The sequence below is a fragment of the Corynebacterium sp. HMSC074H12 genome (assembly GCF_001813755.1).
Taxonomy (GTDB): Bacteria; Actinomycetota; Actinomycetes; order Mycobacteriales; family Mycobacteriaceae; genus Corynebacterium; species Corynebacterium hiratae.
The window spans coordinates 21811-35007 of sequence record NZ_KV813931.1 but is presented as its reverse complement, the minus strand read 5'-3'; the positions used below and the strand labels follow the sequence as shown (position 1 = coordinate 35007).

The following is a 13197-nucleotide window of genomic DNA, read 5'->3' as shown; positions in this document are numbered from 1 at the left end:
ATACACTCCGTATCAAACAGTCAAAGAAACACTTATGGCTGATGATCCCCCTGTCCCAGAACACGGCTTCTCCGATCATGAAAACTTCCTTTTTCTTAGAGGAAAGGGCGACAGCGAACAATGGGTGAGGTTCTCTCGAGAGGCTCTTGATCTGTGTTCTCCATCAAGTCCGTCTTCTTTAATCATGGAGTCAACGACAGTTGCTCTCAGTTTTTCTCTGGATAGTCCGGGTAGTGCTTGGATTCTAACCGGCTTGAACAAGTAGTCATATGGGCGCGCTGCCCGTTGAATCCAAGAAGCTGCAGTACACCCTGGACTGGTCAGATGCGGCCAAGATTGACTGGGGCACCATCATATTGTTTGGTTGCGGCATGATCTTCGGCGCCATGCTGGGCAGCTCCGGTCTAGCAGAAACTATCGGTTCCGGACTCAACAATATGTTGGGCGTATCAGGTGCCCTGGTCATCACTGCCATGGCGGTGATGCTGGCCATCCTCATCTCTGAGACCACAAGTAATACCGCGGCAGCGGCTGTCACTGTGCCGATTGTTGTTCCACTCGCCATGGCTGCGGGAGTAGACCCTGTTATCCCGGCGATGGCCGCTATCTTCGGCGCATCCTTTGGCTTCATGCTTTCAATTTTCACGCCGCAAAATGCCATCGTTTACGGCTCCGGCTGCGTTTCCATCGCGCGTATGATCCGCACAGGCATCAGCTTCGACATAATCGGCGGCGCGCTGATTATCTTCTTTCTCCCAACTGTTGCCGCCTTGGTAGGCACCGGATAGGGGATGAAGAAGACGTAGCCCTCGGCCGCCGTTATGACGGGCCGAGGGCTAGTTCTGCAGGAAGGGGCTCTTCAATCGGCGCTATCGCTCAAGGTTCAACCTGGCACTCAACCGATCACTCCGAGCCCTTGTGCACTCGATGCCGCCATGTAGACTCCCACAATTGCCGCGATCCACAGCAACGTCACTTTCGCTTCATACTCCAGCCGACGGATGGCGCGCTCCAGACGAGGAAAAATAGCCGGCCCCGCTGCGCCTGCAATGGCAGCCATAAGAGTTGCCGGTAGGACCATGATGATGCAGTAACCCGCAATAAGCGCGACCTTGCCGCTAAACCCGAAAGACATAGACTGGATAATTCCCATTGCGCCCAGGTAAGGCAACATAGTCGCAGCCTCGACGACGGCAGCACCTAGCGCAAGCCCCACCATGCCGGTCGCACTCAGTGACGCGCCCCGTGCAAGGCGAGAAGCCCGACTCTTCGACACCTCGCCGTTGGTGGTCCGCGTGGCCGCGGGCTTTTTGGGGTTTGGCGAGAACACACCAAAGATGAAAAGCCCCGCGCCCAGAACAAGCGTCACCCACTGGAACCAATCAGTCTCGCTTACGCGAGAAAGTCTCGATACTGCCGCATCGAACCCTAATAGAAGCGCAATACCAAGGCCGCAGTAGGCCGTGGCGATCGTAGCGAGATAGGTGCCCAATAGGCCTAAACGTACTCGTCGCCAGATAACAATCAGTGCAATAGGAATGACAAGGGTTCCTGCACTCAAACTATCTACGAGTGCAAGGCCAGCAAGGGGAAGGAAGTCTGACATGGAATTCTCCAGTAGTCGGGTGTTTGCGGGAGTTTGACCTTAGATTCGCAAGAGGCCTCAATCCAGCGTCATACGTTTGTATTAATCGCGGGCTTGGTACGATTGTATGAGGCGCAATGCGCGAGTGCAACTACACTTATGAATGGCTCATCGCATCTGAGCTACGCAAGATTGGAGCTCTATGTCCGTTGATCGCAACACACCCATCACCGGCACCGCCGCAGTGATCGCTGATGCTGCCATTCGAGTGATGGTCAGCCAGGGGCTCGATGCCCTGAGCGTGCGCAACGTCGCTACTGAGGCTGGCGTCGCGCCTGGGACTGTCCAGTACCAGATGGGTAAACGGGACGACATCATCGCGAAAGCTTTTGTCAGGTCGTTGCAGCGCCAGGAGTCGCGGGCCCTTACTCAAACCGATGCGACGGATTTTCACGCGGCGTTCCACGGTCGCCTGGCTGAACTCTTGCCAATTGGACCTGTCCAGCGCGAGGATTCCGCTGTGTGGGTCATAGTGGGAGCTGCTGCCTCGACGCGCGAATGGCTGGCTGACTTATACGACACCGAGGTGACGAAGTTTCGGGCGCGCGTGTCTGAAGGTCTCGAAGCAGCGCAACGTTTCGGAAAGCTGGCCCGAGGACTGTCTCCTGAGCAAGGTGCTCGTCTTGTCACTGCACTGGTCAACGGGCTGACGATCGACTACCTCAATGCTCCTGTGGACTCGGCGAAGCAGTTGTTGGCAGACCTTGCTTCGGGACTCGCGCTGATTGTAGAACCCGGTTCTCCTAAAGACTAGGACGGTACTGGGGCTGGAGGTGCAGCATGCCCCTTCATTCTCAGGAAGTTCTCCAACCCATGTCAGCGCGGAGGCACTGTGCCAGTCACCGACGTGTGGATGTTAATCGACGGGTGAAAGCTCGAGTATCTCGCAAACGGCATCCATGTGTCCGGCGTGCCTGGATACTTCGGCCAGTAGGTGGGACAACACCCAGTCGACAGTGGGGTGCCTGCCGTCCTCATCAGCTTGGGATGCAGGCTCTCCCGGTGGATACGTTGCAAGCAAAGACAAGGCATCTTCCCACTCCTGTCGAAGGGCATCGACGAAGGTCTCGACCGTGACCTCGGGATCCGCGTTCCAGTCTGCATGTGGAGAGTCATCGGTCCACGGGACCGGAAGATCAGCGCCTACCACAACATTTGCGATCCAAAACCGGATGACGTACCGCTGATGGTTCAGAAGCCCCGCAACGGTCCAGCGACTACGAAGGGGAACGTGTGTCACGCCTGAGCGATCTACCTGAACGGCCATGTCGACGATCGAGTCGAGTTGGCGCTGGATCTGATCAGTCAGCTCGGAATAGGACTTTGGTGTGGTGGGCATGTGCAGGAGCCTGAATTCTTAGGACTCTGCAGTTAGACGCCGCACGGCCTCGCGGATGACCTCGGGGCGCTTGCAGAAGGCAAAGCGCACCTTGTGCTGCCACGGTTCCGGGTTGTCCGTGAAGGCGGCCAGCGGGATGGCGGCTACGCCCTTTGTTTCGGGCAGCTGCATGCAGAAATCAATGCCGCTTAAACCGGTAGAGGAGACATCGGCAACCACATAGTAAGTGCCGCCGGTGTCATGGACGTGGAATCCCAGTTGCTTGAGACCTTCTACAAGGATGCTGCGGCACTCTGCAAGTTCAGACACCATGCCGTCTAGCCAATCCTGTTCATAACGCAGGGCATGGGCCACGGCCGGCTGGAAGGGCGTGGTGGAGACGAAGGTGGTGAATTGCTTGGCTTTGATGACGCCGTCGAGAAGCTTAGGCTCTGCAATGGCCCAGCCGGTCTTCCACCCGGTGCAGTTGAAGGACTTGGCGGCAGAAGAAACTGTGACCGTGCGCGAAGCCATCCCCGGCAGGGATGCGATGCTGACGTGTTCGGTGCCGAAGGTGAGGTTTTCGTAGACTTCGTCGGCCAACACGAGGAGGTCCCTTTCCACGCAGAGCTCGGCGAGCTCGGTGAGTGCCTCGTGGGAAAAGACCGAGCCGGTCGGATTGTGCGGTGTATTGATGATGACCATGGCGGTCTTGTCCGTAACTGCGGCGCGCACGGCATCGACGTCGATGTCCCAACTGTTGCCGGATTCCTTCAAGGGGACGGGGACGCGGGTGGCGTCGGCAAGCGCGATGGCAGCGGCGTAGGCATCGTAGTAGGGCTCGAGGACGATGACCTCGTGGCCGGGTTCCACGAGGCCCAGCACCGTCGCGGTGATGGCTTCGGTGGCACCTGCGGTGACCACGACGTGATCCTGCGGAACAGCGTAGGTCTCCGCGATGGCGCTGAGCAGTTCCGAGACGCCGCGAAGGGGAGCGTATTGGTTGTTGCCGCCGGCGATGTTCTCCTGGGCAATCTCCAGCATGCGCTGTGGGCCGTCGCTATCGGGGAAACCCTGGCCCAGGTTCACCGCATCGTTCTCCACGGCAAGGGCGGTCATGGTGGCGAAGATGGTTTCGCCAAATTCTTGTAGCCGCTCAACAGTCATTTAGAGCACCAGTAGATCGTATTTCGTAGCCTTCACATCGGTCAGACGCTTGCGTGCGCGCTCGAGGCGCTGCCACTGATCCTCCGGAATGGACTTGCGGGCAATCGTCACGGTTTCCGCATCCGGGGTGCCCCAGGCAATCGGCATGGGAGTGATCTGCTGCCAGTGGTCTTTATCGCTTGAGCTGCGCTGGCCGGAGACCGCGGCCACCGGGACCTTGGTGCCCACGGTGCGCTTAATACCCGGGATGTTGCTGACGGTGCGCAGGCACGCGCCCCACCGCGGCGGTGCCTTCGGGTCAACGTTGGTATTTACCAAAGCCATGAGGACCATGTCGCGCTCGTTGACCTCCGCGACGACCGCGGGGGCTAGCGGATAGGAGTCGTAGAGCTTCTGGGCCGAGCCAACCTTGCGCGAAGCCAAGACACCGATGACGGCGCAAAAGATGCCGAAGAGCGCCATACCGACCGCCAGCGTGATGCGCCAGACGGCGTCGATTCCAAAATAGATGGCAATCGCGCCGATAATAAGCACGAGGCCCATGACGAGGCCGGAGTTGCGCAGGCGTGAGGAATCACGCAGGAGCTCGTTGTTCTTCTTGGCAAAGTCTTCGTTGACTTCAAACTTGAAAATCTTCATCAGCTCACAAGTCTACTTCGTCCACCAGCCGGTAGGCATAACCTTGCTCGGCCAAAAAGCGCTGGCGGTGCATGGCATATTCCGCATCGATGGATTCGCGCGCCACCAGAGTGTAGAAGGTCGCCTCCTGCCCGTCCTTCTTCGGGCGCAGCAGGCGTCCCAAGCGCTGGGCTTCTTCCTGGCGGGAGCCAAAGGTACCGGAGACCTGGATAGCCAGGGCAGCCTCGGGAAGGTCGATGGAAAAATTCGCCACCTTGGATACCACAAGCGTGGGAAGCTCGCCCTCGCGGAATTGCTGGAAGAGTTTCTCGCGTTTGGCGGTGGAGGTCTTGCCGTCGATTACCGGTGCGTTGAGGTGCTCACCGAGCTCCTCCAGCTGGTCCACGTAGGCGCCGATGATCAGTGCCTGCTGGCCTGCATGTTTCTTCAGCAGCTTGTCGACGGCCCGCAGCTTCGCGCCTGCCGATGCCGCAATCCGGTAGCGCTCGCGCGCCTGTGTGGTGGCATAGAGCAGGCGCTCCTCCCGCGTCATGTCCACGCGCACCTCGACGCAGTCCGCGGTGGCGATATAGCCGGCGGATTCCAGCTCCTTCCACGGCGCGTCATAACGCTTGGGCCCGATGAGCGAAAAGACATCGCCCTCGCGGCCGTCCTCGCGGATGAGCGTGGCGGTCAGCCCCAAGCGGCGGCGCGATTGCAGGTCGGAGGTCATGCGGAAGACCGGGGCGGGCAAGAGGTGGACTTCGTCGTAGATGATAAGGCCCCAGTCGTGGGAATCGAAGAGTTCGAGCGCGCGGTATTCGCCCTTGGTCTTGCGGGTGACCACCTGGTAGGTGGCGATAGTGATGGGCTTGATTTCCTTCTTCTCACCCGAGTACTCACCAATTTCCTCCGGTGCGAGGCTGGTGCGGCGCAGCAGCTCATCGCGCCACTGGCGCCCAGCTACGGTGTTGGTCACGAGGATGAGCGTGGTGGCCTGTGCTTTAGCCATGGCGGCAGCACCCACGATGGTTTTGCCCGCGCCACAGGGCAGGACCACGATGCCGGAGCCACCAGACCAAAAAGAATCGGCGGCGTACTGCTGATAATCGCGCAGCTCCCAGTCCACCTCCTCCGTGCTCAGCGCGATGGGGTGGGATTCGCCGTCGACGTAGCCGGCTCGGTCATCGGCGGGCCAGCTGGCTTTGAGCAGCTCTTGCTTGAGCTGCCCGCGCGCGGATGGTGGGACGGCGATGGTGTTGTCATCGATGCGCGGGCCCAGAAGTTCGCTGACTTTCTTGGTGCGCGTGAGCTCCTCCAGGATGACGGGCTCGTCCGATTCGAGGATGAGACCGTGGGCTGGATGAGCCAACAGGCGCACGCGGCCGTAGCGCGACATGGTCTCGGCGACGTCGATCAGCAGCGCCTGCGGCACCGGGAACCGGGAGTAATTCTCCAGAACGTCCACGACTTGCTCGGCATCGTGCCCGGCGGCGCGCGCATTCCACAGGGCTAGTGGGGTGATGCGGTAGGTGTGGATGTGCTCAGGCGCGCGCTCCAGCTCCGCAAAAGGCGCGAGTGCTGCGCGAGCCTCGTTGGCTTGCGGGTGATCCACCTCGAGGAGGACGGTCTTGTCCGATTGGACGATGAGTGGTCCGGGCATGATGAGGCCTTTCTACTCTGGGCGTCAGGGAAAGATTTAATCCCTGTCGGCAAAGCGGACGGAGGAAATGCGGTGAACTGGGAAGCGCACGGGTTTGCCCGCTGAGCCTAGGGCATCAATGTAGCCGCCTTCCACCGACAGTGGCTTCACGGTCACGGTGCGGAGATCGCCGCTTTTATCGGCATAGGAGATCACGATATCGGCGTGGAAGCGCGCGGCAGCGCGGGCGAGCGTGAGGGGATCCGGTTCTTCTTCCTTGTTCGCACTTGGGTTCTGCGCTGATGTCCGCAAGGCCTGCACAGCGTCATCCACCGAGGCAGGCGCGCGCTTGCGGGGCTTCGTACGAGGCGTGGGCAAAAGGTAAGGCTCGGGCGCGACGGCCAGGGAGGCGCCGGATTCATCCTCTGCAGTGGGGGAGAGGCCCTTGGCGCGTAGTTTCTCCAGCAGCTCGCCCACGCGCAGCTGGGATACCGCCACGGTGGGCGCGAGTAGGCGCAGACCGGGGACTGAGGCAACGGCGAGCTCCAGCAGCGAGGGGTCCTCGCTGCGCAAATAGGAGAGTGCAGGGCCACTGCGGAGGGTGCCATGGCGCTTGGCGACGTCCCCGATGGCAAACTCCAACGCCTGCGGCACGCCCGTCGGGGAATGCTTTTCCAAGAAGTCGGTCATTTCCTGGGAGGTGAGCCCCTGGTCCATGCCGCGGCGGATGGTGGACTCACTGATGCGGTACACGCTGGCTAGGCCCGGGGATTCGAGGTCTGCTAAGGATGCGAGGGTGCGGTGCGCGTCTGGCTCAAGGGGGCCGGGCACGAGGACGGTGAGGTCCTGCTGGATAATGAACTCGCTGACCGTCTCAGGAACGAGGTCGGCGGCCGCAGCGGAATCTCCCAGCACGCGGGTGGCCTTGCCCAGTGCCACCGCGCCGATCCATTCGGCTTCGGCGCGCAGCTTCTCGATGGTCAGCGTGCGCGTGTGGCTGGCAAAAAGTGGGGAGCGAAAGCGCAGGTCTTCCCAGAACTCCTCGTCGTCCAGCGCGACTGCGGAGTGTGCATAGACGCCGAGGACGAAGGCGCGAAAGCGCGGCAGGCGGCGCACAATACTGTCGTCTGCGAGCACCCGGGTCTCAGCCCAACTGGCCCAGGGGGAGGTGCGCCAGGCGTCGAGAAGAATGCGCCACTTCTCCCCGAGATCGGCCTCGAGCCAGTCTTGGGACCCGGTGGTCGGGGCGAGGAAGTGTCCTTCCAAGCCATCCGGCTCGCCACGGTGGAGAAGCCTAGCGTGGTGGCCCAAACAGATGAGTCGCGCGACCTCCTCCTTCTCCAGAGCGAGATCCTTGGCCAGCTGGTTGAGGGGGCGAACGCCCACCGAGGAGTCCTTGAGTAACGCGACCGGATGGCTTCCAAGCAACTCGATGAGCCGCTCCATGCCGCGCACGGCTTCCAGGCCAGCTGCGGCACCGGCGTCGTCCGCCTTGGTATCCGGCTCTGGGGTGCCGCCGCGCCCCGAAGGGGTGGTGGGAATGGGCGGGGTGGTACCACCAGCCAGCAGGCGGGCAAGCGAGTGCGGCAGGCGCACCGAGTGCGCGTTGATACGCTCCAAGAAGCCCTTGGCCAGCAGGCGCTTGGCGGGATCCTCGGAGTTGATGTCTGGCTCGGTGTCGGTGGTATAGCCCATGCCGTCGCTTTTGCTTAGGGCGTCGAGGACTCGGCGCTCTTCGGGAGCAAGCGTGGCTAGGTCCTTTTCATTGAACTCGACTTGGTTGCGCAGCGACCAGCCGGTGGGAAGCGAGCCCATGACGGCGGTGACGATGCGCACCTGCGGTGCATCGCCGAAGACGAGGCCGCGCTCCTTGAGCTGCCGTGTAACTTCAGGGTTGGTGTCCTCCACCATGTCCACCTCGCCGCCGCGGTGGGCGATGTCCTCCAAGACAGCTAGCTGCTCGGCGTTACTTGCCGCCAAGGCATCCGCGACGTGCATCGGAAGTGTCAGGCGCGAGGCCAGCGCGTCGAAGTCCTTCGGTGCGGGGGAGAGAACATCGCTGCGGTTGCTCAGTAGGGCGCGCAAGTTTTCATCGGGTAAGCGGCTGAGCCACTCGCGATAGCTCTCGGTGACGCGGGCGCGGTTGGAGGGGGTGGTCATAATGGCGATCAAGCTTAGTAGTTAGTAGGCGGGGGAGGTATGGGGCCCTCGTTGGGTGAATGAGTTACTTTTTGACGCGGGGTTTGGAATAATAAGGAGCATGTCGAACGAGAACAAAGGCTTCGTATCCCCGGCTTGGCCGAAGAACAGCCCCCGCGAGCACGCTATTACTGAACTTACTGCACCTTTTGCTGGCGCTTCCAGCCCGTACGGTGACGACCTGATTCTGCCGATGCCGGCAGAAAAGCTCAACTACGTTCACCCGTACACCCGCATCAACCGCTAGGAAGTTGCGCAGATAACTGCGTTTCACTTAGCGGATACGTTGAGCCTTCCGGCTTACTTTCAGCCCCTCCGAGAATGTTCTCCTCGGTGGGGCTATACGTGTTTGTAATGTACTTCGCCTCAACTAGTCGGCACGGGCTTGGGCTTTAAGGCCGTCGAGCAGCGTATCGATGAGCTGGGCTTGTATACCTGATAGGTAGTCGGTGCTCACTGGTGTTCTGGGCAGCGGGCGGGTGATGAGACCGATGCCGATGTGAAGTTCGAGTGGGGTGAGGGACTCGGGGCAGAGACCTGCTTGCCGCGCGGGTTCGATGATTGGCTGGTAGATCGACTTCAGTTCTGCTGTGCGATGGGCAGCGATCTTCTGCACGTCATCGTCTGAGAACGCAGCAGTGTTCATTTCGGCTGCCGCTGCTTGAACAACCGCGGCGAAGTTAAGGCCGGCGATGCGATGAATGATATCGCGCCAGGTGCCTTCGGGGTCCTCGTCGAAGCCTTGCAGGCGGCTGTCCACCTCTTCCTTGATGTTCGCTACCTCCGCGCTGGTGATGGCATCGATGAGGGAGAGCCGCTCGGGGAAGTGGCGTGAGACCGTGGCGACGCCCACGCCGGCTTTCTTGGCGATTGAGCGCATGGATACGCCCGGCCCCTCGGTGATGAGCAGCTGTCTGGCTGCTGCGACGATGGCTTGCTTGTTTTCTGCTGCATCTTGTCTCACAGCTTGCATCATATCAAACGGAACGCTATGCTCCACTTTGTAAGTGAAACACCCTGTTCCATTTGGAGGCGAGGACATGTCAGTGACGAATAGTCAGGAAAGGAAGCAACCATCGGTTGCGGTAAAAGCGGTCGGTGTCATCGTAGGGATCCCCATCGTTATCGGTCTCATGCTGTGGGCATTCTTGGCGCCCACCTTTGCATCCGGGCCAGCCGGAGTGCCGATTGCGGTCTCTGCACCGGAGCCCATGCTCGATGGTATTTCGCAGAAGATTGAGAGCGCGGCTGGGGAGGAGGCGCCGGAGATCGTCGTGAAGCACAGCGAGGCCGAGGTGCGCGACGCGGTGCTGCAGCGTGAAGCTGTTGGTGGACTGGTCATCTCCCCGCAGGGTGCGAGTGCCTTTACCGCTTCAGGAAATGGTGCTCCTTACGTGACGATGATCGACGGCCTTGCGAAGCAGCTTGAATCCCAAGGAATGACTGTGGAGAAGCAGGAGCTTGCGCCGACGACTGCGGAGGACCCGCAGGCGAGTGGTATCGCACTGCTGGGCCTGCCGCTGGCCTTTGGCGGGATTATTTCCGCTGTTATTGCCACCTTTGCATTCCGCGGAAAGAAGTGGACCAAGCTAGGGGTGCTTGTCGGCATTGCGCTACTAGGCGCGCTCGTTGCTACGTGGATGCTGCACTCCGTCTATGGAACCCTCGGTGGCAGCTTCGCTGCCGAGTGGATGGCTATCGCGGCGGGCATTCTGGCGACGTCGGTGGTGACCGCTGGTCTCGCGGGTCTGATGGGTGCGGCTGGTATCGGAATCGGGGCCGTGCTGACTATCTTCTTGGCGAACCCGCTGTCGGGGCTGGCAACCGGACCGTGGCTGCTGCCTGCCGGGTGGTCGACGCTGGGGCAGTGGATGCCCATCGGTGCGACGGGACACCTTGTCCGCTCGCTGTCCTTCTTCGACGGGCAGGGTGTAGGGAGTGCATGGTGGGCACTCGGTTTGTGGATCGTTGTCGGCCTAGCGTTGCTGGCCTTTGATCGGTCGGGCGCCAAGGAAGGCGTTGCCGTTGAGGAAAAGGATTGAGTAAAACTAAAAGAGGCTGGATGGAGGAAACCATCCAGCCTCTCTTTATGTAGTTAAAGCTTTGATTCGATGTGCCGTGCCTGCACGGCACGGCACGGCACACTGCTTAGCGTGCAGCCAGAACCTGTGCCACCGGGTCGATGATGTGGCGGTTAGCGGAGTAGAAGGCGTTGAAGTCGTGGCGGTTGGCCTTGTACTGCTCGGTGAAGGAAGCCGGGACGGTCAGGCCGTACTGGGTAGCGGTGTCCTCGATGAGGGTGTAGAGGGCGTCGACAGCCAGCTCGTCGGTGGGCTCCTCGGCAGCTTCCTGGACAGCCTTCGGTGCCTCAGCCGGTGCCTGCGGCGTGGTCTCTTCCTTTACCTGAGTAGCTGCCGGTGCCGGGGTAGCGTTCACGTTGCGCGGGGTCGGTGCGGAGTTCAGGCCCAGGCTAGCGGAGCAAGCCGGCCATGCGCCCCAGCCCTGCTGTGCCAGGGTGCGCTCAGCAACAGCGATCTGCTGCTCGCGGGTGGCCAGGTTAGCGGTCGGAGCGAACTCGCCGCCGCCGAAGGCCTGCCAGGTCTGAGCGCTGAACTGCAGGCCGCCGTGGTAGCCGTTGCCGGTGTTGATGGCCCAGTTGCCGCCGGACTCGCACTGTGCGAGGCGGTCCCAATCGGAATCCGGTGCAGCGGCAGCGTTCGGAGCCATGATGGCTGCGGCGGCGCCGACGGCAACGGTGGAAGCGGCAAACTTGGTGGCGATGGACTTGTTCTTAGCGGAGTGGCGTCCCATTAAAGTATTCCTTCTCTAGGTTGTTCTTGCTTTCTCGCGCCCAGATGATGCCCAGTCCGGCATGTAGTTTTGCAATTGATGTTCACGTTCATGCACATCATGTATGGCCGCCGTGTGGAAGCCCGGACTGTGTCTGGGGCGAGACTTCCACGACTGGCGGCCGAAGTGCCTGTGGGAAAGAGTAGCGGTTTATAACGAATCAGTCACGTTAAATGGCTCAAAACGATAACGGAAGCGGGGATTCCCCTACGTTTCCCCTGTTCGTGACGGGTGTGTTAGCTATGTCACACTTGTAACGGGTGTGGTGGTTGAGGCGATACCTATTCTTGGTTTCTTTGGTGGGGTGCGTGGAGGTTAAGATGTATCTCTTTATAAGTTCCACGGATAGTTCCTCCGCGCGGCAGCTTAAGTCACAACCACGCTTTGCCGCGCCTCCTCACCCCGGATTACCGGAGCCTATCGGCAAGCAGGTGATACGGCCTAAGCTTTGGTAGAGGAGAGACGGAAAGAAAGTGAGTGAAGAACCATGCCTATCGGCAAAGTGAAGTGGTATGACGCGGACAAGGGCTTCGGCTTTGTCGGCAACCCCGGCGATGAAGACGTCTATGTTGGCCGTAACGTGCTGCCCAAGGGCGTCGACGAGCTGTACCCAGGCCAGCGCATCGAGTTCGATTTCGCCGCTGGTCGCCGTGGCCCGCAGGCGCTGCGCGTGAAGGTCCTTGATGCTCCGCGCCGCCGCACCCCGGCCCGCAAGCCGGAGGAGCTATCGAGCATGCTTTCCGACGTCATGACGCTCCTCGAAACCCAAGTGCAGCCGGTGCTCAGCCAGGGGCGCTACCCGGAGCGCAAGACTGGCCGCCAGGTGGCGGAGATTCTGCGTGCTATTGCGAAGGATCTGGATAGCTAGGGGCCTACATTCTTAGGCCGATGACTGAAAAGTGCCCGACCTGCCAAAAGTACAGCTGATTTTTCAGGCGGTTTCAAGTGGTGGATGCATCACTTGAATAGTTCTTGGATTTTCTCTTCTGGTGTGTACCAGTTGAGGACTTTTCTGGGGCGCCCGTTGAGTAGGTCTTGAATGTGTTGAACGCCCTTATCGGTCAGGGTACTAAAGTCGCTTCCTTTTGGTAGGAAGTCTCGGACTAGCCCGTTGGTGTTTTCATTGGTAGGCCGCTGCCAGGGTGAGTGCGGATCGCAGAAATAGACTGCGAGCCCACGCTCGATGCTCAGCCTGTCTACCTGGGCTAGTTCCACACCTTGGTCCCAGGTCAGTGTTTTGGTGATGTTGCGTATTTTGCCAGTAAACATCTCGATTAACTTATCGACAGTCGTGGCGGAATCATGCACATCAAGTTTGCGGATCATGGTGTAGCGCGTACTGCGTTCCACGCAGGTCACAAGGGCCGTTGTGCCTCCTTGCCCGATGATGAGATCGCCTTCCCAATGTCCTGGAATAGCACGGTCTTCAACGCTGGCAGGGCGCTTGCTGATGCGGTAGTCTTCACCAATCCAGCTTCGATTACCGCGGGCTGGCAGGCGCGATTGCGGCCTTCGGCCGGTACGCCCAGAACGCAGGGCTTTTTCTACCTTCAACTCCTGGCGCAAGGCACCTTTAGCTTGGATGTAGAGAGCTTGGTAGATGGTTTCATGACTAATCGACATATCCCCACCTTTACCGAAGCAGCGGGCAAGAAAGTTCGAAATCTGCTCTGGTGACCACTTCGTGTTCAACCCCTCGATGACAAAGGCACGCAACTGCGGGTTGGTATCGAGTTTACGGGGTTTAGGCCTGGCTAA

Annotated in this window: 14 protein-coding genes and 1 pseudogene; 6 read left to right on the top strand and 9 right to left on the bottom strand. The window is 60.2% G+C overall.

Annotated features, from left to right (window positions below):
- Nucleotides 1–265, top strand: a 265-nt coding sequence (locus HMPREF2932_RS13720) for a hypothetical protein (RefSeq protein WP_210397774.1), incomplete at its 5' end; no start/stop codon positions are given.
- A 13-nt stretch (nt 266–278) separates the two neighbouring features.
- Nucleotides 279–788, top strand: a pseudogene (locus HMPREF2932_RS09220) (SLC13 family permease); the annotation flags it as partial.
- Nucleotides 789–895: 107 nt separating this feature from the next.
- Here the strand turns inward: HMPREF2932_RS09220 and HMPREF2932_RS09215 are convergent.
- Nucleotides 896–1606 carry a GAP family protein gene (locus HMPREF2932_RS09215; RefSeq protein WP_071410041.1) on the bottom strand — a complete coding sequence of 237 codons (711 nt, stop codon included), beginning with the start codon at nt 1604–1606 and terminating at the stop codon, nt 896–898.
- Between the two features lie 181 nt (nt 1607–1787).
- On the opposite strand from HMPREF2932_RS09215, the gene HMPREF2932_RS09210 reads away from it, so the two are divergent.
- Complete coding sequence (locus HMPREF2932_RS09210; protein ID WP_071410040.1) at nt 1788–2399, top strand: TetR/AcrR family transcriptional regulator; 612 nt, start codon at nt 1788–1790, stop codon at nt 2397–2399.
- Between the two features lie 102 nt (nt 2400–2501).
- Here the strand turns inward: HMPREF2932_RS09210 and HMPREF2932_RS09205 are convergent, their stop codons facing one another.
- From HMPREF2932_RS09205 to HMPREF2932_RS09185, 5 genes are read right to left on the bottom strand one after another with little or no spacing between them, the layout of a single operon-like run.
- Entirely contained in the window at nt 2502–2984 is a 483-nt protein-coding gene (locus tag HMPREF2932_RS09205) for a mycothiol transferase (RefSeq protein ID WP_071410039.1), read from the bottom strand.
- A gap of 18 nt (nt 2985–3002) precedes the next feature.
- Nucleotides 3003–4130 carry a pyridoxal phosphate-dependent aminotransferase gene (locus tag HMPREF2932_RS09200; protein ID WP_071410038.1) on the bottom strand — a complete coding sequence of 376 codons (1128 nt, stop codon included), beginning with the start codon at nt 4128–4130 and terminating at the stop codon, nt 3003–3005.
- The gene (locus HMPREF2932_RS09195) at nt 4131–4769 is read right to left on the bottom strand and encodes a DUF3239 domain-containing protein (RefSeq protein WP_070679546.1); all 639 of its coding nucleotides are present in this window, start codon (nt 4767–4769) and stop codon (nt 4131–4133) included.
- Nucleotides 4770–4773: 4 nt separating this feature from the next.
- Nucleotides 4774–6411, bottom strand: coding sequence for a DNA repair helicase XPB (locus HMPREF2932_RS09190; RefSeq protein ID WP_071410037.1), 1638 nt, complete (start codon nt 6409–6411; stop codon nt 4774–4776).
- A gap of 36 nt (nt 6412–6447) precedes the next feature.
- Nucleotides 6448–8550 carry a helicase-associated domain-containing protein gene (locus HMPREF2932_RS09185; protein ID WP_071410036.1) on the bottom strand — a complete coding sequence of 701 codons (2103 nt, stop codon included), beginning with the start codon at nt 8548–8550 and terminating at the stop codon, nt 6448–6450.
- A gap of 100 nt (nt 8551–8650) precedes the next feature.
- Here HMPREF2932_RS09185 and HMPREF2932_RS09180 point away from each other — a divergent pair, with 100 nt between their 5' ends.
- Nucleotides 8651–8836, top strand: coding sequence for a hypothetical protein (locus HMPREF2932_RS09180; protein ID WP_010187772.1), 186 nt, complete (start codon nt 8651–8653; stop codon nt 8834–8836).
- A 123-nt stretch (nt 8837–8959) separates the two neighbouring features.
- On the opposite strand, the gene HMPREF2932_RS09175 is transcribed toward HMPREF2932_RS09180, so the two are convergent.
- Complete coding sequence (locus tag HMPREF2932_RS09175) at nt 8960–9562, bottom strand: TetR/AcrR family transcriptional regulator (RefSeq protein WP_246818651.1); 603 nt, start codon at nt 9560–9562, stop codon at nt 8960–8962.
- A gap of 67 nt (nt 9563–9629) precedes the next feature.
- Here HMPREF2932_RS09175 and HMPREF2932_RS09170 point away from each other — a divergent pair, with 67 nt between their 5' ends.
- Nucleotides 9630–10631 carry a hypothetical protein gene (locus HMPREF2932_RS09170; protein WP_071410034.1) on the top strand — a complete coding sequence of 334 codons (1002 nt, stop codon included), beginning with the start codon at nt 9630–9632 and terminating at the stop codon, nt 10629–10631.
- A gap of 106 nt (nt 10632–10737) precedes the next feature.
- On the opposite strand, the gene HMPREF2932_RS09165 is transcribed toward HMPREF2932_RS09170, so the two are convergent.
- Nucleotides 10738–11400: a resuscitation-promoting factor Rpf1 domain-containing protein gene (locus HMPREF2932_RS09165; protein ID WP_071410033.1), complete on the bottom strand. Its 663-nt coding sequence runs from the start codon at nt 11398–11400 to the stop codon at nt 10738–10740.
- 526 nt (nt 11401–11926) lie between these two features.
- On the opposite strand from HMPREF2932_RS09165, the gene HMPREF2932_RS09160 reads away from it, so the two are divergent.
- Nucleotides 11927–12307, top strand: a complete 381-nt coding sequence (locus HMPREF2932_RS09160; RefSeq protein ID WP_071410032.1) for a cold-shock protein — start codon at nt 11927–11929, stop codon at nt 12305–12307.
- 89 nt (nt 12308–12396) lie between these two features.
- Here HMPREF2932_RS09160 and HMPREF2932_RS09155 read toward each other — a convergent pair.
- Nucleotides 12397–13197, bottom strand: an 801-nt coding sequence (locus tag HMPREF2932_RS09155) for an IS30 family transposase (protein WP_168166990.1), incomplete at its 5' end; no start/stop codon positions are given.